12 protein-coding genes, 2 tRNA genes and 3 rRNA genes are annotated in these 22,254 nt (G+C 37.0%); 10 read left to right on the top strand and 7 right to left on the bottom strand.

Annotated features, from left to right (window positions below):
- Positions 1–7 precede the first annotated feature (7 nt).
- Genes ACZ1JT_RS09520 through ACZ1JT_RS09510 form a run of 3 tightly spaced genes read left to right on the top strand, consistent with a single transcriptional unit; the run spans position 8 to position 7,135 of the window.
- The gene (locus tag ACZ1JT_RS09520) at positions 8–3,262 is read left to right on the top strand and encodes a tetratricopeptide repeat protein (protein ID WP_465093587.1); all 3,255 of its coding nucleotides are present in this window, start codon (positions 8–10) and stop codon (positions 3,260–3,262) included.
- On the top strand, positions 3,237–5,162 hold the full coding sequence (locus ACZ1JT_RS09515) for a DUF3857 domain-containing protein (protein ID WP_465093586.1): 1,926 nt from the start codon (positions 3,237–3,239) through the stop codon (positions 5,160–5,162). The genes ACZ1JT_RS09520 and ACZ1JT_RS09515 overlap by 26 nt, the downstream gene beginning before the upstream one ends.
- On the top strand, positions 5,162–7,135 hold the full coding sequence (locus tag ACZ1JT_RS09510; protein ID WP_465093585.1) for a DUF3857 domain-containing protein: 1,974 nt from the start codon (positions 5,162–5,164) through the stop codon (positions 7,133–7,135). Before ACZ1JT_RS09515 ends, ACZ1JT_RS09510 begins: the two co-directional genes overlap by 1 nt.
- 32 nt (positions 7,136–7,167) lie before the next feature.
- Here ACZ1JT_RS09510 and ACZ1JT_RS09505 read toward each other — a convergent pair whose 3' ends face one another.
- Positions 7,168–8,394 carry a glycosyltransferase family 4 protein gene (locus tag ACZ1JT_RS09505; RefSeq protein WP_465093584.1) on the bottom strand — a complete coding sequence of 409 codons (1,227 nt, stop codon included), beginning with the start codon at positions 8,392–8,394 and terminating at the stop codon, positions 7,168–7,170.
- 68 nt (positions 8,395–8,462) lie between these two features.
- Here ACZ1JT_RS09505 and ACZ1JT_RS09500 point away from each other — a divergent pair, with 68 nt between their 5' ends.
- On the top strand, positions 8,463–9,044 hold the full coding sequence (locus ACZ1JT_RS09500; RefSeq protein ID WP_465093583.1) for a MiaE family protein: 582 nt from the start codon (positions 8,463–8,465) through the stop codon (positions 9,042–9,044).
- Between the two features lie 342 nt (positions 9,045–9,386).
- Here the strand turns inward: ACZ1JT_RS09500 and rrf are convergent.
- The 5 genes from rrf to ACZ1JT_RS09475 form a co-directional block, all read right to left on the bottom strand.
- Positions 9,387–9,496: ribosomal RNA gene (gene rrf / locus ACZ1JT_RS09495) — 5S ribosomal RNA — on the bottom strand.
- Between the two features lie 116 nt (positions 9,497–9,612).
- Positions 9,613–12,483 (bottom strand): 23S ribosomal RNA (locus tag ACZ1JT_RS09490).
- 134 nt (positions 12,484–12,617) lie between these two features.
- Positions 12,618–12,690: transfer RNA gene (locus tag ACZ1JT_RS09485), tRNA-Ala, on the bottom strand.
- Positions 12,691–12,816: 126 nt separating this feature from the next.
- Positions 12,817–12,890: transfer RNA gene (locus ACZ1JT_RS09480), tRNA-Ile, on the bottom strand.
- A gap of 83 nt (positions 12,891–12,973) precedes the next feature.
- Positions 12,974–14,487, bottom strand: a 16S ribosomal RNA gene (locus ACZ1JT_RS09475).
- The 16S, 23S and 5S rRNA genes sit together here with 2 tRNA genes alongside, the layout of an rRNA operon.
- A gap of 789 nt (positions 14,488–15,276) precedes the next feature.
- Here ACZ1JT_RS09475 and thrS point away from each other — a divergent pair.
- The 6 genes from thrS (at position 15,277) to ACZ1JT_RS09445 (ending at position 21,269) form a co-directional block, all read left to right on the top strand.
- The gene (gene thrS, locus ACZ1JT_RS09470) at positions 15,277–17,217 is read left to right on the top strand and encodes a threonine--tRNA ligase (protein WP_465093582.1); all 1,941 of its coding nucleotides are present in this window, start codon (positions 15,277–15,279) and stop codon (positions 17,215–17,217) included.
- 23 nt (positions 17,218–17,240) lie between these two features.
- On the top strand, positions 17,241–17,798 hold the full coding sequence (gene infC, locus ACZ1JT_RS09465) for a translation initiation factor IF-3 (RefSeq protein ID WP_465095286.1): 558 nt from the start codon (positions 17,241–17,243) through the stop codon (positions 17,796–17,798).
- Between the two features lie 97 nt (positions 17,799–17,895).
- The gene (gene rpmI, locus ACZ1JT_RS09460) at positions 17,896–18,093 is read left to right on the top strand and encodes a 50S ribosomal protein L35 (protein WP_014164268.1); all 198 of its coding nucleotides are present in this window, start codon (positions 17,896–17,898) and stop codon (positions 18,091–18,093) included.
- A 152-nt stretch (positions 18,094–18,245) separates the two neighbouring features.
- Positions 18,246–18,590, top strand: coding sequence for a 50S ribosomal protein L20 (gene rplT, locus ACZ1JT_RS09455; RefSeq protein WP_465093581.1), 345 nt, complete (start codon positions 18,246–18,248; stop codon positions 18,588–18,590).
- Between the two features lie 154 nt (positions 18,591–18,744).
- Positions 18,745–19,659, top strand: a complete 915-nt coding sequence (rlmF, locus tag ACZ1JT_RS09450) for a 23S rRNA (adenine(1618)-N(6))-methyltransferase RlmF (RefSeq protein ID WP_465093580.1) — start codon at positions 18,745–18,747, stop codon at positions 19,657–19,659.
- A 71-nt stretch (positions 19,660–19,730) separates the two neighbouring features.
- Positions 19,731–21,269: an FAD-dependent monooxygenase gene (locus ACZ1JT_RS09445; protein ID WP_465093579.1), complete on the top strand. Its 1,539-nt coding sequence runs from the start codon at positions 19,731–19,733 to the stop codon at positions 21,267–21,269.
- Here ACZ1JT_RS09445 and ACZ1JT_RS09440 read toward each other — a convergent pair.
- Positions 21,266–22,177, bottom strand: a complete 912-nt coding sequence (locus ACZ1JT_RS09440; RefSeq protein ID WP_465093578.1) for a glutaminase — start codon at positions 22,175–22,177, stop codon at positions 21,266–21,268. The two genes, ACZ1JT_RS09445 and ACZ1JT_RS09440, sit on opposite strands and share 4 nt — an antisense overlap.
- Between the last annotated feature and the right edge of the window lie 77 nt (positions 22,178–22,254).

Genomic DNA, 22,254 nt, shown 5'->3' with positions numbered 1-22,254 from the left:
AATTTTAATGAAAAAACTGATTCTTGCCCTTAGTTTCATTTGTGCTTCATCGAGTTATTCGCAACAAGATTATTCCTTTGTTTACAATAACGACTCCATTATCAAAAAAGGAATATCGCTTTATGATGCCGAAAAATACGATGCTGCAATTTCTGAATTTGAAAAAATCGTAAAAGCAGACCCTAAGTTTGCCACTGCACAATATGAAAAAGCGTTATGCTTATTTGCGCTTAAAAAAAATGATGATTTTGAAAAATTCCTACTCGATGCTAAAGCTAAAGGGCTTTTTGCCAAAACCCCTAATCTATATACTTTATTAGGTAGTTACTATAGTGATCAGAAGAATTATAAAGAAGCTGAAAAAATATTCTTAGAAGGAAATCAGTACTTAAAAAACTCTTCTAATTATTTATATAATTTGGCAATTTTATATTTAAGAATGGAAGAAAATCAAAAGAGTCTTGATCTTCTTGAAAAAATAATCACCATCAATCCTAACTTAGCTTCTGCACACTATTTTCTTGGAAGTCTTGCCTTAGAAAACGGCAATGTAACAGAAGGAACACTGGCTTTACTTAGCTATTTAACATTAGTACCTGATGGACGTTATGCCAATGATGCTATTTTAAAGCTTAACAATAAATACACTGAAAACTTTTTGACTAAAGGAAAATTGGTTTTTTCAAAATCGGGAGATAACTTCGAAGAAATCGATGTGATTTTAAGAAACGGGCTTCCGCTAAAAAAAGCCTACAAAGTTAAATCCGATTTCGACGATGCCATTATTCGTCAAGTTCAAGCTGTAGCTGAATATTCCGTAGACCATAAAATAGGTGAAGGTTTCTTTGAAAACACCTACATGCCTTGGGTTAAAGACATGATGGCTAAAAAACAATTTGAAGGTCTATCCTATTACATTCTCTTAAGCTTGGAAGAAAAATTAGGCAAGAAATTAACTTCACACAAAAAAGACATTCTTGCGTTTGTTAAAAACTACTATAACGAGAGCTTCTGGGATAAATTTGCTTTACGAAAAACAGAACATTTTGGCGAAACCAAAGAAGTTATCGTTTACATTAAAAATAATGTTCCTTATTTAAGCGGCTCTTTCGTGAATGGAAAAAAAGAAGGTAAATTCAAATTATTTAACGACTATGGTAACATATCTGGAGAGTTGTTTTTCAAAAACGATTTAATGGAAGGTGTCCAAAAATACTATGACGAGACCGGAATTTTAATTGAAGAAAAAAATGCAACTGCCGGTAAACTAAACGGTAAAAGAACCGAATATTTTACAAACGGTAATTTAAGCATTGTTGAAAACTACAAAGACGATGTATTAAGTGGCATGTCGTCTTCCTACTATTTAAATGGAGGAAAAAAATGCGAATTGAATTTTGACAACGGTAATCAAAACGGAAAGCTTTTATGTTATTATCCCAATGGAAGTGTAAAATCGGAGTTGAACTATGTTAATGGTAAGTTAGAAGGACCTTCTAAAATGTATAATGAAGCGGGCGATTTAACCATAGAAACGAACTACACTAATGGTGAACTTAACGGAAAATATCTTTCGTATTTCGATAAAAAATCAAAAAAAGTTGAAACGGATTATATCAATGGTAAAATTAACGGTAGCTTCAAAAAATATTTCCAAAACGGACAATTACAGGAAGAAGAATTTTATACCAATGGCAAAATAACTAAAAGCATAGAGTACTACGCTACAGGCAAAAAATCGGAGGAAGTTGTTTACAATGAAAAAGACGGTACTGAAATTTATACTTTCTATGATGAAAACGAAAACAAATATTTTGAAGAGAAATTTAAAGGTGACGAGTTAAAAAGTGCGGTGCAGTACACTAAAAACAATGCAAAACCAACACCTGTGAACCTAACCAAAAAACCATTCACCATTAAAAATTTCAACGACCAAGCAATGGTTATTGGTGAATACGACAAAGGATTAAAAAACAAAGTTTGGGAACAACGTTTCTCTAATGGTTTACCAAAATTCAAAAAAACATTTGCAAAAGGAGTTCAGGAAGGTATTACCCATTATTATTTCCGTGATGGAAGTTTGTATTCAACAACAAATTACACAAACAACAAAATTAATGGAGTATACGAAGGTTTTAGTTATGGTGTAAAAGATGAAATCTACCACTATAGTGATGGAGAAAAAAACGGACCTTTCAAAACGTTTAATAACGATGGCTCGGTAAGTGCAGAAGGATTTTATGAAAATGATGAATTACAAAACGATAAATCTGAGTTTTGGTTCAGTGGAAAACTTAACAACCGATTCACTTACATTAAGGATGACATTTCCGTTAAATACGATTACGATACTAATGGTAATCTAGAAAACACTATCGATTTCAAAAACAGAACCGGAAACTTTACCGTTTCTCATTTTGGAGGTAATGTTATCGAAGTTTATGCTATGTTAAATGGTCATTACAATGGAAAATACACCAAGAAAGATAAAAACAACAACCTGCTTGTTGAAGGTGATTTCATAAACGGATACCGCCATAACCATTTTACTTCATACGGTCCATTAGGCAAAAAGCTTACCTATTTACCGTATTATTCTGGAAGCATTCATGGAGAAACACAATATTTTGATTTAACAGGTAATCTTCGTGTAAAAAACAATTACTTAAATGGAGAAAAATTCGGATTAACCACTCGTTATCATAATAACAATGTACCAATGTACACCTACAGTGAATTAGATGGTGTTCAGGAAGGTGATTATACCTATTTCAACCAAAAAGGGGAAACCATTCTTGTTATTAACTATGAAAACAATATTGCCAAATGGTATAAAAAATTAGGTGCCGATGGAAAATTAGGCGACAAAATTGCCATTAGTAATGAATCTGCTGAAATTACTTCTCAGTATCCAAACGGAAAAACTGCTATTAGTTTAACACTAAGTAAAGGTAATTTAGAAGGCACTTTTGTAATTAACAATGCCAACGGACAACCGGAAATTAATTGCAACTACAAAAATGATTTATTAGAAGGCAAAAGAACCGAATATTATCCAAACGGAAAAGTTTATAAAATAGAGCAATTTATTCATGGTGACTATGAAGGTCCTCAAGAATATTATTTCGAAAACGGTAGCAAATGGCTGGTTGCAAATTACAAAAATGATGTAATACACGGTGATGTAGACATTTACCAAGAGAATAAAATTGTAGCAACAAAAAAATACGATTCGAATGAACTGGTTGAAATTAAAAAATAATATTTGGTACAGCATGTTCCTGCTCCCTTTTTGGAGTTTCGGACAGGCTACCTTTGATCAATACAAAGCCAAATATCCCGATTTTAACGAACTTATTATTAACGACGCGCAATCGTATCACATTGCTATTGAAAATAAAAAGCTGAAAATCACCCAAGACAATCAGATGGAAACTGTTATTCTTTCTGATATGGGAATACACAACAATAAAGAATCTTTCATTTATTCCGATTTGGTAAAACTCATCGATTATGATGCTTATTCCATTATAAACACCAATGGAAAAGAAAAAAAGATTAAAGTCACCCAGTCTAATGAGAAATTCCATCAGGAACAAAACATTTTTCATAATGCAACCAAAGAACGTCAGCTAGTTTTCCCAAATTTGGAAGCAGGTGCAAAAAAGGTAATGAATTACAGAACAGAATTTGTAGATCCTCACCTACTGCATAAATTTGTTTTTGGAAGCGGCTTGCCAATCGAAAGTTCATCATTGGAAATTATAACCGACAAAGGAATAAACATAGGGTATACCATTTTTAACGATCCGAATAATCAAATCGAATTTTCGAAATCTGAAAAAAAAGGAAAATGGACCTATAAATGGACCTTAAAAAACATTAAACCTTTAAAAGCTGAATCTTTTTCACCAGGCTTTTTGCATTTGGTTCCTCACATCGATTTTTTTATCAAAGACTATACTATAGACAATAAGACTGTTGATGTTTTGGATGATATTTCTAAATTGTACACCTACTATAGAGGCTTTGTAAAGGATTTAAACAAAACAGAATCAACCGAATTAAAAACTCTTGTTGATAGCATCACACAAAATAAATTTACTGAAGCTGAAAAAGTAAAATCCATTTACTATTGGGTAAAAGACAATATCAAATATGTAGCCTTCGAACAAGGTTATGAAGGATTTATTCCGCGTGAAGCGAAAACCGTTTTCGAAAGAAAGTTTGGCGATTGTAAAGACATGGCTAGTATTATTACAGCTATGTGCAAAATGGCAAACATCAATAATGTATATATCACTTGGATTGGTACGCGAAGAATCCCATATTCATACAAAGAACTGGCTACACCAGCTGTAGACGACCATATGATTGCGGCATATAAAACTGGAAATGATTATATTTTTCTAGATGCTACCGACAGAGAAACGGAATATGGCATGCCTTCATCTTTCATACAAGGTAAAGATGGTTTAATTGATGAAAATGGTGCTTTTAAAATTGTTCCCGTTCCTATTATTCCGGCAGAAACCAACGAAGTAAAAGATGTTGTCTCACTACAAATTGACAACAACACTTTAAAAGGAAGTGGTAAAGCAGCTTATCATGGCTATAACCGCGGACACTTTTTAAGTCAGCTTGGTGATGCCACTGGAAAAACTCGATTTGAAATGATAAAATCGTTAGTTTTAAAAGGTAATAATAAGTTCAATTTGGTCTCATTCACTGAAGCAAACATCAATGAAAAAGAAAAACCATATGAAGTAAACTACGATTTTACAATTGATAATTATTTGATAAAAATCGACAATGAAATTTTCATCAACTTAAATCTTGATAAGGCTTTTGAAAATATAATTATTGAAGAAGATCGAAAAAATAAAATCGAATTGGATTTCTTGTTAGCAAACAATCAAGTGTATGAGCTGCTAATTCCTAAAAATTATACTGTAACGTATTTACCAAAACCAATGTCGTTTAACAACGATTTAATGGAAGCTGAAATTAGCTATACCCAAATGGAAAATGCTGTGGTATTGACATCTAAAGTAAAAGTGAAAAAGATTTTATTTGATGTGTCCGAAAAAGACTTGTGGAATAGTTCCATCAAAAAATTAAAAAAAGCATACAACGAATCAATAATTCTTAAATTAAAATAATGAAAAAAGCATTTATAAAATCGTTATTACTAGTACTGTTTGTGGTAAATGCAACTATTGGTAACGCACAGGATTACACTTTCAAAAAATACGATTGGGATGGAAAACCAACGGCTCCAAATGTTTCTGAAAAATATAAAGATATCAACGAAGCAATATTAGAGCGTAACATTAAAGTTGAAATTGTAGCCTTAAAAGAAGGTGCTACACAGTATTACTTAATACACGAAAAAATATTAGTAAATACTGATGATGCTATCGAAAGAAACAACCGTGTGTACATTCCAGTAAACAGCAATGAAAGTTTGGTTACTAACAAAGCGCGTGTAATTTTAAAGAACGGTAAAGTCATTAATGTTAACTCGAAAGATATCAAAGAAGAAGTTGACGAAGAACGCAATACTAAATACAATTATTTCGCGATTAACGGGTTGGAAAAAGGTGCCGTTATCGAAAAGATTTTTGTGTTTCAAGAGAAACCAAACTTAGATGGAAACAGCATCAAAATGCAAGATGAATATCCTATCAATAAATTATCTTTCGAATTAATTTATCCAAATCATTTAGAATTTAAAACCAAATCCTATAATGGATTGCCTGAAGTTCAAGCAAAAGATTCTGTTTACGAAAACAAAAAAGTTATTGCTTTTACTGTAAATGATATTGAAGGTTTAGAAAACGATGAAGCTTACTCAAACCGAACAGCTAATTTGAAAATTTTCAGATACAAATTAGATGAGAATCTATACACTGGTGCTCGTAACATGTATAATTTCAAATCGTTCACATCGACCATATACGATAGATTAAGTCAGCCGTTAGAAAAGAAAGAAACAAAAAGTATAGAAGAGTTTTGTAAAACCATAAAAAAATCAAATGACCTTCAGGAATACGTTTGGAATATTGAAGATAAAGTTAAAAAAACCATAGCCTATAACCGCTATTTTGAAAGTAAAGCTTCGCTATCCGATGTAATCAAAACCAAGCAAGCCAATCAATTTGAAATTTTAAAACTGTATTTTGCCATTTTCAATCACTTAAAAATTGAAAATAATATCGTTTTAACTTCAAGTCGTTTTGATGTTCCTTTTGATAAAGATTTTGAAAGTTATGAAAACCTAAACGATCTTTTATTTTATTTTCCTTTGATTAATAAATACATAACTCCTACAGAAATTGAATATCGTATTCCTTTATTCCCTTCTCAACTAGGAAATAATTATGGGCTATTCATAAAATCTAAAGAATTTTCTGGAGTAAAGATGGGAATTAGCGAAATTAACTTCATTGAAATCCCTGGAGTTGACCAAACTAACGATGTAATGGACATTACAATTGATTTCACAAAAGATATCGAAAACCCTATTATAACATCAAACTTCTCTTATGGTGGGTATTCAGCGTTAAGTTTGCAACCCATTAAAGATTTTGTTTCGAATGAAGAATACAAAACCATTTGCAATACTATTTTAGAAAATTACACCAATAAAAAAGAGAATAAAGATTTCAAAACCGTAAACGACGGAACAGATAATATTGGAAAAAAACCATTTATCTTAGAATTCAAATACAATGGAAATGAACTGGTACAAAAAGCGGGAAATAATTTTCTATTCTCTTTAGGATTAGTTATTGGTAAACAAATGGAATTGTACCAACAAAACAAGCGAGTATTACCAGTTGAAATTGAATATCCGCACGCATATCAACGAAAAATAAAACTGATTTTACCCAAAAATATTGATGTTAAAAACCTTGACAAAATCAACATGGATAACAAATTGGTAATAAACAATAAACCTGAAGCTATATTTACAAGTAGTTATAGCAAAGCCAATAATGAAATTACTATTCAAAACACCGAGTATTACAAAATAGTAAAATATCCATTAGAACAATTTGACCAATACAAAGCAGTTATTAATGCTGCTGCCGATTTCAATAAGATTGTACTTATTCTGAATGAAATATAAAATAAAAAAGCTGCTTTAAAGAGCAGCTTTTTTTATTTCTGATTTTTAGCTTCAATCCATTTCGACATATATTTTGTGCTCTGCATAGTATGGTGCTGTAACATCGAACCAATAAAGTTGAGTTTTCTATGCTGTTCCAAATTCAATAAAAGATTCTCTATTCTATTTTTAAAAATATCCAGAAAGTCAAGACTTTCAAATCTGTTTTTAAGAATAACATAACCCTTTTTTTGAGCCTCAGACCAAACTCTTTCATCGGTATACAATTGAACAGCATCACGAATAAAAATAGCATTATCGTCAGCAATCGAGCCATTCCAATTAAATTCTCCAGCCATTGCTTCCGCACCTATACTTGTGGTAACACTTGGTGTTCCATAGCACATTGCTTCGAGTAATTTTCCTTTTATTCCAGCACCAAATCGAATAGGTGCCAACAACACCCTAGCATTTTCAATAACTTCTCTAGCACTTTCAGCCCTGCCTTTAATTAAAAATCGCTCTTTAGGGTTGTCTAGCTGATATACTTTTTGCGAAGGATACGCACCATAAATCAACAACTTGGCATCTGGAATCTTCTTTGATAAAATTGGCCAGATTTCTTCCTTCAAAACACGCACACAATTCCAGTTAGGTTCATGAAGAAAATTACCAATAAAAACAAAGTCCGAACGCTTATCAAATTCTAAACTATTGATTTCGGCAGTAGCAACAAACAAAGGCAAATAAATTAAAATACTTGATGGCACTTTAAAGAAATCAATCAATAATTGCATTTCAAATTCAGAAATCATTAAAGTCAAATCACATCTAAAAATGCTGGCGACTTCACGTTTAGCGATATCGGTAAATAACAATTCGTTACTAAATTCAGTTTTCGTTTTATAGGCTTGTTTTCTAGCATCACGAAGACAATGCAAATCTTCTGTATCTAATATTCTTAATGCATTCGGACAATTCAACAACACACGCCAACCAAATTGCTCTTCAACCATAAATCGATCAAAAAGAACAATTTCAGGATTCAAAGACTTAATAAATACATCAAAACTCTCATCATTCAAAAGAACATTAGATGTCAAAACACCAATTTTTTCCAAATCAAATGAAAAATCAGATTCAGTTGCTGTACTCACATACGTAATTTCATACCCATTGTTTTTAAAAAAATGAATTAATTGCAACATTCTATTTCCAGCTGCAGAAGAATTAGGTTCAACCCAAACCGAACTAATAATGAGTATTTTTTTGGTATGCATATTCAAAAATAGACTGCTTCAGGGTAATAATCCAAAAAAGAACGTAATTTTGTGCAAAATAATTGAAAATGTTAGGTTTAAAATTAGCTACAGATCCTCGTTGGGCCAATATTGCAGAATCCAACTTAGAAGAAATCTTAACCGACCATGCGTGGTGTGAACAAAAGGCAGCTTCAAATGCTATCTATATTATTGTTAATAATTCCGAAAAAGAAGATTTAGTTACAGAAATGACTCGTATTGTTATAGAAGAGATGGAACACTTTAAAATGGTTCACGACATCATTAAACAACGAGGCTATACTTTAGGAAGAGAACGAAAAGATGATTATGTAAGCGATTTAACCAAATTCGCACGTAAAGATGGAAGCCGTAACGATGCTTTAATTGAACGTTTATTATTTGCTGCCATGATTGAAGCCAGAAGTTGTGAACGTTTTAGAGTTTTATCTCTAAACATTAAAGATGAAAGTTTAGCTAAATTTTATCATGAATTAATGATTAGTGAAGCGGGACATTACACTACTTTTTTAAAATTTGCCAAACAATATTCTGAAAAAGTTGATGTAGATAAACGTTGGAAAGAATGGCTGGAGTACGAAGCTACAATAATCGCCAAATATGGTAAAAAGGAAACCATCCACGGATAACAAAAAATAAATCTTCACCCCCCAAGCCAATCGTAATGATTGGCTTTTTTATGATTTGGAGCGATTGGTTTGGTTTTGATTGCTAAGCGCAGTTCCCGTTTTTCGTTCTACTTCGTGCCACTACACCCGGGGCTAGCAAGTAATTGTATTGCAGTTGGTTGCAATTCCGAACACAAAACATTATAAAACAAAAAACCCTATCCGATTTGGATAGGGTTTTCAAAAGACTCGAGCCCAAAGGGCGAATTGAGCGAAGCTAAAGGCGGCGGATCGAGGCCAAAGGCCGACACGCCACACCTATAAAAAAAGAAAGCCCAGCTTTTCCAAGCTGGGCTTCTAAAAGAAAGGCGGCGACATACTCTCCCACAGGATTGCAGTACCATCTGCGCAGGCGGGCTTAACTTCTCTGTTCGGAATGGGAAGAGGTGAGCCCCGCCGCAATAACCACCTTAAGTCGTTATGTAAGGGTAATTAGCCTTGGCTAATCAACATTACAAAATATCTTAACATACTGAGATAAGTAAAGTTTTAAAAGTTTAAGCTCCTCCCTCTTGCGAGGGAGGAATCGATACATAAGCTTACGGGTTATTAGTACTACTCGACTATGACATTACTGCCTTTACATCTATAGCCTATCAACGTGGTCATCTTCCACGACCCTTAAAAGAAATCTCATCTTGTGGTGGGTTTCGCGCTTATATGCTTTCAGCGCTTATCCCTTCCCGACGTAGCTACTCTGCGGTGCCCCTGGCGAGACAACAGATACACTAGAGGTCAGTCCAACTCGGTCCTCTCGTACTAGAGTCAGATCCACTCAAATTTCTAACGCCCACAGTAGATAGAGACCGAACTGTCTCACGACGTTCTGAACCCAGCTCGCGTGCCACTTTAATGGGCGAACAGCCCAACCCTTGGGACCTTCTCCAGCCCCAGGATGTGACGAGCCGACATCGAGGTGCCAAACCCCCCGTCGATATGAGCTCTTGGGGAGATCAGCCTGTTATCCCCGGCGTACCTTTTATCCTTTGAGCGATGGCCCTTCCATGCGGAACCACCGGATCACTATGCTCTACTTTCGTACCTGATCGACCTGTATGTCTCTCAGTCAAGCTCCCTTATGCCATTGCACTCTACGCACGGTTACCAAGCGTGCTGAGGGAACCTTTAGAAGCCTCCGTTACTCTTTTGGAGGCGACCACCCCAGTCAAACTACCCACCAAGCAATGTCCTCTTCGTCGAAGAGTTAGGCCTCAGATAAGCAAAGGGTGGTATTTCAACAATGACTCCACAACGCCTGGCGACGCCATTTCACAGTCTCCCACCTATCCTACACATCACTTATCCAAGGTCAATACTAAGCTATAGTAAAGGTGCACAGGGTCTTTTCGTCCCACTGCGGGTAATCGGCATCTTCACCGATACTACAATTTCACCGAGCTCATGGCTGAGACAGTGTCCAGATCGTTACACCATTCGTGCAGGTCGGAACTTACCCGACAAGGAATTTCGCTACCTTAGGACCGTTATAGTTACGGCCGCCGTTTACTGGGGCTTCAATTCAATGCTTCTCCGAAGATAACATCTCCTCTTAACCTTCCAGCACCGGGCAGGTGTCAGGCCCTATACTTCATCTTACGATTTTGCAGAGCCCTGTGTTTTTGATAAACAGTCGCCTGGACCTTTTCACTGCGGCCAGCATTGCTGCTGGCGACCTTTCTCCCGAAGTTACAGGTCTATTTTGCCTAATTCCTTAGCCATGAATCTCTCGAGCACCTTAGGATTCTCTCCTCGACTACCTGTGTCGGTTTACGGTACGGGTACTTATAATCTAAGTTTAGAGGTTTTTCTTGGAAGCCCTTAGGCACACTATCACTTTGTCCGAAGACTCCGTGTACTATCGTATTTCACCAGTTCCCGCGCATTTTACTACGGGACCTATAGCTAGGTACTTTAACGAACTATTCCGTCAGTTCGCGGTGCTTTCATCACTCCGTCACCCCATCACAATTATAAGTAGTACGGGAATATTAACCCGTTGGCCATCGACTGTCCCTTTCGGGTTCGCCTTAGGACCCGACTAACCCTCAGCTGATTAGCATAGCTGAGGAAACCTTAGTCTTTCGGTGTGCGGGTTTCTCGCCCGCATTATCGTTACTTATGCCTACATTTTCTTTTCTAACCGGTCCAGCATGACTCGCATCACACCTTCAACCCTGTTAGAATGCTCCCCTACCACAGTTTCCTGTCCATAGCTTCGGTAGTATACTTATGCCCGATTATTATCCATGCTCGTCCGCTCGACTAGTGAGCTGTTACGCACTCTTTAAATGAATGGCTGCTTCCAAGCCAACATCCTAGCTGTCTGGGCAGACAAACCTCGTTTTTTCAACTTAGCATACATTTGGGGACCTTAGCTGATGGTCTGGGTTCTTTCCCTCTCGGACATGGACCTTAGCACCCATGCCCTCACTGCTGAGAAACATTATATAGCATTCGGAGTTTGTCAGGAATTGGTAGGCGGTGAAGCCCCCGCATCCAATCAGTAGCTCTACCTCTATATAACTTTACGCTCAGCGCTGCACCTAAATGCATTTCGGGGAGTACGAGCTATTTCCGAGTTTGATTGGCCTTTCACCCCTACCCACAGGTCATCCGAAGACTTTTCAACGTCAACCGGTTCGGACCTCCACTGTGTGTTACCACAGCTTCATCCTGCCCATGGGTAGATCACACGGTTTCGCGTCTACCACTACTGACTAAAGCGCCCTATTCAGACTCGCTTTCGCTACGGATCCACACCTGAAGTGCTTATCCTTGCCAGCAACGGTAACTCGTAGGCTCATTATGCAAAAGGCACGCCGTCACCCCACGAAAGGGCTCCGACCGCTTGTAAGCGTATGGTTTCAGGATCTATTTCACTCCGTTATTCACGGTTCTTTTCACCTTTCCTTCACAGTACTGGTTCACTATCGGTCTCTCAGGAGTATTTAGCCTTAGCGGATGGTCCCGCCAGATTCAGACAGGGTTTCACGTGCCCCGCCCTACTCAGGATACCACTATTGATATCTTTTCTTACTTATACGGGACTATCACCCTCTGTGGTTAACCTTTCCAGGTTATTCTAATTCAATCCGCATCAAATGTCGTGGTCCTACAACCCCAAAATTGCCGTAACAACTCTGGTTTGGGCTAATCCGCGTTCGCTCGCCACTACTTACGGAATCACTTTTGTTTTCTTCTCCTCCGCCTACTTAGATGTTTCAGTTCAGCGGGTTTGCCCCCTATCGGGTAATACATCTTCAATGTATTGGGTTGCCCCATTCGGATATCTGCGGATCACATCGTATGTGCCAATCCCCGCAGCTTTTCGCAGCTTATCACGTCCTTCATCGCCTCTGAGAGCCTAGGCATCCCCCATACGCCCTTATTTTGCTTATGTATGTGGTTCTTGTATTACTACAAGATCCTATGCTTTCTACTTTTTAATTTGTATTTTTCTTATCTCAATATGTCAATGAACTTGTGGCGAGTCGCAACTGACAAAAATTATCAGCTTTGACTTTATAGCCGTAGTGGAGAATATCGGAGTCGAACCGATGACCTCCTGCGTGCAAGGCAGGCGCTCTAGCCAGCTGAGCTAATCCCCAATCGTAATTCAGAATTATGAATTCAGAATTATGAATTTTGAATCCTCAACTTCTAAAATTTCCTTTTTTTTTATAACTTTTATACCTTTTTAAATCCATAACTTACAAGTTATAAGCTTAAAAAGTAGTCCCGGGCAGACTCGAACTGCCGACCCCTACATTATCAGTGTAGTACTCTAACCAGCTGAGCTACGAGACTCTGTATTTAAGTTATTTTTTGAACTAACAGCGAGAGTAATTCTCTATCTTTCGTAAAAACCCATGACTTTCATCATTCTCTAGAAAGGAGGTGTTCCAGCCGCACCTTCCGGTACGGCTACCTTGTTACGACTTAGCCCCAGTTACTAGTTTTACCCTAGGCAGCTCCTTGCGGTCACCGACTTCAGGTACCCCCAGCTTCCATGGCTTGACGGGCGGTGTGTACAAGGCCCGGGAACGTATTCACCGCATCATGGCTGATATGCGATTACTAGCGAATCCAGCTTCACGGAGTCGAGTTGCAGACTCCGATCCGAACTGAGAACGGCTTTGAAGATTCGCGCCTACTTGCGTAGTGGCTGCTCTCTGTACCGTCCATTGTAGCACGTGTGTAGCCCAGGACGTAAGGGCCGTGATGATTTGACGTCATCCCCACCTTCCTCACGGTTTGCACCGGCAGTCTTGTTAGAGTTCCCGGCATGACCCGCTGGCAACTAACAATAGGGGTTGCGCTCGTTATAGGACTTAACCTGACACCTCACGGCACGAGCTGACGACAACCATGCAGCACCTTGAAAGACGTCCGAAGAAAAAACTGTTTCCAGTCCTGTCGTCTCCCATTTAAGCCCTGGTAAGGTTCCTCGCGTATCATCGAATTAAACCACATGCTCCTCCGCTTGTGCGGGCCCCGTCAATTCCTTTGAGTTTCACACTTGCGTGCGTACTCCCCAGGTGGGATACTTATCACTTTCGCTTAGCCACTCAGATTGCTCCAAACAGCTAGTATCCATCGTTTACGGCGTGGACTACCAGGGTATCTAATCCTGTTCGCTCCCCACGCTTTCGTCCATCAGCGTCAATAAACTGTTAGTAACCTGCCTTCGCAATTGGTATTCCATGTAATATCTAAGCATTTCACCGCTACACTACATATTCTAGTTACTTCACAGTAATTCAAGTTCTACAGTATCAATGGCAGTTCGACAGTTAAGCTGCCGGATTTCACCACTGACTTATAAAACCGCCTACGGACCCTTTAAACCCAATGATTCCGGATAACGCTTGGATCCTCCGTATTACCGCGGCTGCTGGCACGGAGTTAGCCGATCCTTATTCTTACGGTACCGTCAAGCTGCTACACGTAGCAGGGTTTCTTCCCGTATAAAAGCAGTTTACAATCCATAGGACCGTCATCCTGCACGCGGCATGGCTGGTTCAGACTTGCGTCCATTGACCAATATTCCTCACTGCTGCCTCCCGTAGGAGTCTGGTCCGTGTCTCAGTACCAGTGTGGGGATCTCCCTCTCAGGACCCCTACCCATCATTGCCTTGGTATGCCGTTACCACACCAACTAGCTAATGGGACGCATGCTCATCTTGTACCGTTGGAACTTTAATAATCCGGTGATGCCACCGAAAGATACTATGAGGTATTAATCCAAATTTCTCTGGGCTATCCCTCTGTACAAGGTAGATTGCATACGCGTTACGCACCCGTGCGCCGGTCTCAAGTTAGCAAGCTAACTCTACCCCTCGACTTGCATGTGTTAGGCCTGCCGCTAGCGTTCATCCTGAGCCAGGATCAAACTCTTCATCGTATATTTTTAATATTGTCGATTCAGTCGCTAGGTTTTTCTAATTCTACTCGAAAAAGTCTTACTCTCTCTTATATTTGCTGTCAATTCAATATGTCTATGAACGTTGTCTTCTTTTATTCTAACACCAATCTCTCGATTAGCGGGTGCAAAAGTAGAAACTCTTTTTTAATCTGCAAAACTTTTTGAAACTTTTTTTTGAAAAAATTTTCTTTTCGTCTTAACCAGTATTTCCAATGAACTTCCCTTGTTTTGCGGGTGGCAAAGATACAATCTTTATTTTCTACAATCCAAATCTTTTTTAAACTTTTTTTAAAAATCTTTTCAATTCAGTTTGTCTCAATATGTCGTATGAACTATGCCGTTATTGCGGGTGCAAAAGTAGCACTCTTTTTACCACTTCCAAACTTTTTGCAACCTTTTTTTAAAAGTTTTTTGCCGATTTTTCATAACTCTCTGGTAACCATTCCGTAACACAATAAAGTTTTTTAAAGAAAGTTACAGCCTCGCAAAGTCACAAAGTGGCAAAGTTGATTTCATACTACTATTTATATAACAGCACAGCTTGAATTCCCATACTACTATAATATAGTATATACATTAAAAGTTTGCTAAAAACCCACAACCTCACCCCTTAGCCCCGATGGAAGCGGCACCGTGTAGAGCGGACAGCGGGAATGCAGACCGCAAAGAAACAGTGATGTCTTCGCTACAAAAGAATCAAATTATACCTTATATATATATTGTATGTGTTTTGATAAACATTATATTTGCAACTTATAATTAATTAATATGATCAAGATTACTTTACCGGACGGTTCGGTTAGAGAGTTTGCACCAGGTGCAACTCCTATGGATGTTGCGAAAAGCATCAGTGAGGGATTGGCAAGAAATGTTATTTCTGCATCTTTTAATGGTACAACCATTGAAACCACAACCGAATTAACCACCGACGGTACACTTATATTATATACATGGAATGATGCTGACGGTAAAAAAGCGTTTTGGCACTCGACTTCGCACGTTATGGCGCAAGCTTTAGAAGAAATGTATCCAGGAATTAAATTAACAATTGGACCTGCAATTGACAACGGGTTTTATTACGATGTGGATTTTGGAGACAAAAAAATCACTGATGGAGATTTCAAGGCTATTGAAGACCGTGTATTAGAGATCTCAAGAGAGAAACACGAATTCAAAATGCGTTCAGCAACAAAAGCAGAAGCATTAGAGTTATACAAAAATAACGAGTACAAAACCGAGTTAATCCAAAATCTAGAAGACGGAACGATTACGTTCTGTGATCATTCTACGTTTACCGATTTATGTCGCGGGGGTCATATTCCAAATACAGGAATCATCAAAGCGATGAAAATTTTATCGGTAGCCGGTGCTTACTGGAGAGGTGACGAGAAAAACAAACAGTTGACTCGTGTTTACGGAATTTCGTTCCCAAAGCAAAAAGATTTAACGGATTACCTTGAATTATTAGAGGAAGCAAAACGTCGTGACCATAGAAAACTAGGAAAAGAATTAGATCTATTTCACTTTTCTCAAAAAGTTGGACAAGGATTACCATTGTGGTTACCAAAAGGCGCTGCGTTACGCGACCGTTTAGAACAATTTTTGAAAAAAGCACAGAAAAAAGCTGGATACGAACAAGTAGTTACGCCTCACATTGGAATGAAAGACTTGTATGTAACTTCTGGTCACTATGCAAAATATGGTGCAGATAGCTTCCAGCCAATTCATACTCCAGCAGAAGGTGAAGAGTTCTTGTTAAAACCAATGAACTGTCCACACCACTGTGAAATATATAATGCTAGACCTTGGTCATATAAAGATTTACCAAAACGTTACGCTGAATTCGGAACAGTTTATCGTTATGAGCAATCGGGAGAATTACATGGTTTAACTCGTGTAAGAGGATTTACTCAAGACGATGCACACATTTTCTGTACACCAGACCAATTGGATGCTGAGTTTAAAAATGTTATTGATTTAGTATTATATGTATTTGGATCTTTAGGATTTGAAAACTTTACTGCTCAGGTTTCTGTTCGTGATTTAGACAATCCAGATAAATACATCGGTTCTGTAGAAAACTGGGAGAAAGCTGAAAATGCAATTATTAGCGCTGCAAGAGATAAAGGTTTAAACTATGTAATTGAGCCAGGCGAAGCTGCTTTCTATGGTCCGAAATTGGATTTCATGGTAAAAGATGCTCTAGGCAGAAGTTGGCAATTGGGTACCATTCAAGTAGACTACAATCTACCGGAACGATTTGACTTGTCATACAAAGGTTCAGACAACGAGTTACACCGACCAGTGATGATTCACCGTGCACCGTTTGGATCTATGGAGCGTTTCATTGCAATTTTATTAGAACATACGGGTGGAAATTTCCCACTTTGGCTAATGCCGGAACAGGCTATCATCCTGTCTTTGAGTGAGAAATATGAAAATTATGCCAAAAAAGTTTCAGAATTGCTGGAAATTCACGAAATTCGCGCCCTAATTGACAACCGAAACGAGACAATTGGCAAGAAAATTCGTGAAGCGGAAACCAAGAAGTTCCCATTCATGCTGATTGTTGGCGAGGAAGAAGAGAAAAACGGAACGATTTCTGTACGTCGTCATGGTGACGCCGGAAAGTCGAACGAAACGATGACTATTGAGCAATTTGCTGCTTTAGTTAACGAAGAAATAGCAAAAACATTAAAACAATTCTAAGTTTAATTTAAAATTTTAGAGCCATAGCAATAAGAAACAACAGAGGTTACCAACCTCGAGTAGAAAAAAAAGACGCCCACCGAATTAACAACAACATTCGAGTGCCTGAAGTGCGTTTAGTTGGAGACAATGTAGAACCAGGAGTTTATAAAACTTCTGAAGCAATGCGTTTAGCTGACGAGTTCGAATTGGATTTGGTTGAAATATCTCCTAATGCCGAACCACCTGTTTGTAAAATAATGGATTATAAAAAATTCCTTTATGAGCAAAAGAAGCGTGAGAAAGAATTAAAGGCTAAATCAACACAAATTACAATCAAAGAAATTCGTTTCGGACCTCAAACCGACGAACATGATTATGAATTTAAAAAGAAGAATGCTGAAAAGTTCTTAAAAGAAGGTTCAAAATTAAAAGCTTTCGTATTCTTCAAAGGACGTTCCATCATATACAAAGAACAAGGACAAATTTTATTGCTTCGTTTAGCACAAGATTTAGAAGAGTTCGGAAAAGTGGAGGCTATGCCGGTTTTAGAAGGAAAGCGTATGATTATGTTCATCGCTCCAAAGAAAAAAAGTAAATAGTTCACAGTTGCAGTATTCAGTATTTATTTTGTAAACTGAAAACTGAGACTGAAAACTAAAAGATAGTAAGTAAGATAAATCTAATACCTAGGAAGAGATGCCTAAAATGAAAACAAAATCTAGTGCTAAGAAACGTTTCAAAGTTACTGGCTCTGGAAAAATCAAAAGAAAGCACGCTTTTAAAAGTCACATTCTGACTAAAAAGTCGAAAAAACGTAAGTTAGCTTTAACTCACTCAGCTTTGGTTCACCAATCTGACGTGAAGAGTGTAAAAGAACAATTAAGAATTATCTAATTGACAATTTAATTGTCAGTTAAGATTATTTGTTCTTTCGGTTAAAACAATTTTATAACCCTGGAGTGGGCAGATTTCAACAGGAACATCCTGAAAAACGAAACTAGAAGCGCTACGAATAGCCGCCTTACTGCAAAAAACAATTAAGAATTATGCCAAGATCAGTAAATTCAGTTGCTTCAAGAGCTAGAAGAAAAAGAGTATTGAAGCAAGCCAAAGGTTTCTTTGGAAGACGTAAAAACGTTTGGACAGTAGCTAAAAACGCGGTAGAAAAAGCAATGGCTTACGCATACCGTGGAAGAAAACAAAAGAAAAGAAATTTCCGTGCTTTATGGATTATGCGTATTAACGCTGGTGCACGTTTACACGGAATGAGCTATTCTCAGTTCATGGGTAAATTAAAAGCTAACAACATCGAATTGAACCGTAAAGTTCTTGCCGATTTAGCAATGAACCACCCAGAAGCTTTCGCGGCTATCGTGAATAAAGTGAAATAAGAAAAACGTTTATAAACATATTTATCTTACTTATTATAAAAACCCATTCGCAAGAGTGGGTTTTTTATTTTTTAAAAATTAGAATCTTCTAACTATCTATTTTTAATTTTTGGAAACTTTATTTTCAACTACCTTTGCAGCTCATTCTTTCCCTATGAAAAATACAAAAACAGCTAGTCCGCAAAAAAGTTTACATCCAAGAAACAAGCATAATGGGAATTACAATTTTCAAGTCTTACTAGAAACTTTGCCAGAACTACAGGCTTTTGTATTTATTACTAAATACGGAAATGAAAGTATTGACTTCGCCAACCCTGATGCTGTTCGCGCACTAAATAAAGCTTTATTGAAGCAATTCTACAATATTGCTTATTGGGAATTACCAAAAACCAACTTATGCCCTCCCATTCCAGGACGCGCTGATTACCTGCATTACATTGCGGATGTTTTAGCCGATGAGAACAACGGAACAATACCAACCGGGAATAAAATCAGAGTTTTGGATATCGGAACTGGAGCGAATTGCATCTACCCCATTATTGGCCATCAGGAATACGGCTGGGAATTTGTGGGTACAGAAGTTGACAAACCTGCAAAACTTACTGCAGAGAACATCATCAATCATAATCCAGAATTGAAACATGCTATAACAATCCGTTTACAAGAAAACAAACGAAACATTTTCAAAGGCATTATTCAAGCTGATGAATCTTTCGATTTTACAATATGTAACCCTCCGTTTCATAATTCTAGAGAAGCGGCTACAGAAGGCACGAAACGTAAACTAAAAAACTTAGGCAAAACCATAGAAAACAAGCCTGTTTTAAATTTTGGCGGACAAAATAATGAGTTGTGGTATGAAGGTGGTGAATTGGCATTCATTACTAATATGATGTTCGAAAGTGTTCATTTCAAAACACAATGCAAATGGTTTTCTTCATTAGTTTCAAAAAAAGAGAACCTAAAACCACTTTATTCTGTTCTTAAAAGAATAAAAGCCATAGAGGTTCGCACCATTACTATGGAGCAAGGAAACAAAATTACCCGTATTGTCCTTTGGAAATTTTAAAAGAGTAAAAGGACTTATTTACTTTCAATACCCTTTCATTTTTTGTAACTTTATACGTATAATTAAAAGTTATGAAAACCGATGTCCTTATTATAGGTGCGGGACCTACCGGATTGATGATGGCTAATCAGCTAAATCGTTTTGGAGTAGATTTCATTATTATTGACACAAAAGAAGAACCCACAAAGCAATCACGAGCAATAACAGTCACTGCACGAAGTTTGGAGATTTATGAGCAAATGGGTTTATCGGACACCATTTTAAAAGAAGGTGCTTATATTAATGAATTCAACTTGTACTTTTCCGGAAAAAAAAGAGCTGAAGTAAAAATAAATACTATCGGACAAGGATTAACTGATTTCCATTTTCTATTCGCTTTCGAACAAAGTAAGAACGAAGAGTTACTATACAAAAACCTACTTCAAAACAATCATGATGTTTTATGGAATACTGAATTCACAACCTTAACTCAAAATGATGATTCGACCATTTCCATTACCATTCACAATGAAGACATTCGGAAAATAACCGCTAAATATGTGGTCGCTTGTGATGGTGCCAAAAGCCTTGTTAGACATCAATTAAACTTTTCATTTGAAGGTGGAACATATCAAAACAAATTTTTTGTAGCCGATACCGAATTGGATTGGAACTTAGAATACGACAAATTGCTCATTGCGCCTACCAATAAAAATTTCTGTGCTTTCTTTCCGTTGAAAGGCGAAAAAAACTATAGAATTCTAGGCACCTTCCCAAAAGAGTTTTATAATACTCCGAATATTGAGTTTGAAGATATTGAAGCAGTTATTCGAAAAACAATTGGTATACCGCTTACTTTTAATAAAGTGAATTGGTTCTCTATTTATAATTTACATCATAGAAGTGTTTCAAATTTTAGAAAGAATAGAGTTTTTTTAGCAGGAGACAGTGCTCATATTCATAGTCCAGCTGGTGGTCAAGGCATGAATACGGGATTACAAGATGCGTATAACCTAGCTTGGAAAATGGCGTACGTATTAAAAGGTATTGCAAAAGAAGAAATACTGGAAACCTATAATGAAGAACGAATTCCTTTTGCTAAATTTTTAATGCGCTTTACAGATCGTGCATTCAACATTATGACTTCCGATAAATGGTATGTGGCCTTATTTCGAAAAACCATTTTAATACCAATTATTCAGCAAATGTTTTCTAACGATTGGATAAAACCAAGAGTTTTTAAAACCATATCCCAAATATCATATTCGTATAACGGTAAAAAATTATCTCAAAACTACAGTTCTCAAAAACTAGGTTTTAAAAGTGGTGACCGATTACCTTATAAAAACGAAAAAGGATATTACCGTCAGTTTAGTCAAACAGGATTCCATATGTTACACATTGGAAATAAACCATTGACTGAAAAACAAAAACTTGAATTAGAAAACATTTTCCCGTTTCCCATATTTCTTATTGAAGATAAGCTATCAGAACATTGGAACAAATTGGGAGTTACTTCGGAACTTTTTATTGTAATCCGACCTGATAATTACATCTTATCGCTATTCGATTCCATAAATACTTCCGAAATAAAAAACAGCTTACATTCATTTTTCAACGCAAACGCTTAAAAAATAGACATTCCTGTTTTTGTTGTCAATAACTCTAAAGCAGCCATGCCGCGCTCGGAGTTTCCTTTTTCATTTAAACACGGGCTCCAAGTAACCACCGCGAAGTTTTTAGGATAAAGCGCTGCTATTCCACCACCAATACCACTCTTTCCGGGTAATCCAACTTTATAGGTAAACTCACCGGATTCGTCGTAAAACCCACAGGTTTGCATAATGGCATTTAATCTTTTTACTTGACTGGACGATAAAATAATATCACCCGACAGGGTATGTCCTTCGTTTGCGAAAAAGAAAAAAGAATGCGCTAATTCCTTACAAGTCATTTCAAGAGAACATTGATGAAAATAAAAGTCCAACACAACATCCACATCATTGGTAATATTACCAAACGATTTTAAAAAGTTAGCCAAAGCTGTATTGCGAAAACCGTTGTCTTTTTCCGATTGAGCAACTTTTGGATTATAATTTATGGTATCGCAATTGGATATTTTTCGGATAAATTTTAAAAAGTCTTCTTTTGGATGTTCTAAATTCGACACCAATATATCGGCAATTACCAATGCACCGGCGTTGATAAACGGATTACGCGGAATGCCTTTTTCGTATTCCAATTGCACTAACGAATTAAACGGATTTCCAGAAGGCTCAACCCCTACCCGCTCCCAGACTTTTTCACCTAGAAAAGAAAATGCCAAGGCAACTGTAAGTGCTTTAGAAACCGACTGAATTGAAAATTTTTCATTACTATCGCCAATGCCAAAATCAAGGCCATCGATAGTGGTAAGATGAATACCAAATTTATTGGGATTGATGCTAGCCAATTCGGGAATTGAAGAAGTTACTTTCCCTAGAATATTTATGTCTTTAGTTTCGGAATATACTTCTGAAAGGATCTGATTATAATTCATACAAATACAATATAAAGTAAATGTACTTAAGAAAAGTTCAGAAAAAAAATAAGCCCTCAATTTCTTGAGGGCTCCCA

The sequence above is a fragment of the Flavobacterium sp. IC2-16 genome, from assembly GCF_055521455.1.
The sequence above is the reverse complement of the archived record's forward strand: the minus strand, read 5'-3'. Positions and strand labels throughout refer to the sequence as shown.

Coding starts and splice junctions, on each gene's coding strand:
- ACZ1JT_RS09500 (WP_465093583.1), top strand. CDS start 8,463: ATGTTAGGTTTAAAATTAGCTACAGATCCTCGTTGGGCCAATATTGCA.
- ACZ1JT_RS09440 (WP_465093578.1), bottom strand. CDS start 22,177: ATGAATTATAATCAGATCCTTTCAGAAGTATATTCCGAAACTAAAGAC.
- rlmF (WP_465093580.1), top strand. CDS start 18,745: ATGAAAAATACAAAAACAGCTAGTCCGCAAAAAAGTTTACATCCAAGA.
- ACZ1JT_RS09515 (WP_465093586.1), top strand. CDS start 3,237: ATGAACTGGTTGAAATTAAAAAATAATATTTGGTACAGCATGTTCCTG.
- rplT (WP_465093581.1), top strand. CDS start 18,246: ATGCCAAGATCAGTAAATTCAGTTGCTTCAAGAGCTAGAAGAAAAAGA.
- ACZ1JT_RS09445 (WP_465093579.1), top strand. CDS start 19,731: ATGAAAACCGATGTCCTTATTATAGGTGCGGGACCTACCGGATTGATG.
- ACZ1JT_RS09520 (WP_465093587.1), top strand. CDS start 8: ATGAAAAAACTGATTCTTGCCCTTAGTTTCATTTGTGCTTCATCGAGT.
- ACZ1JT_RS09505 (WP_465093584.1), bottom strand. CDS start 8,394: ATGCATACCAAAAAAATACTCATTATTAGTTCGGTTTGGGTTGAACCT.
- ACZ1JT_RS09510 (WP_465093585.1), top strand. CDS start 5,162: ATGAAAAAAGCATTTATAAAATCGTTATTACTAGTACTGTTTGTGGTA.
- rpmI (WP_014164268.1), top strand. CDS start 17,896: ATGCCTAAAATGAAAACAAAATCTAGTGCTAAGAAACGTTTCAAAGTT.
- thrS (WP_465093582.1), top strand. CDS start 15,277: ATGATCAAGATTACTTTACCGGACGGTTCGGTTAGAGAGTTTGCACCA.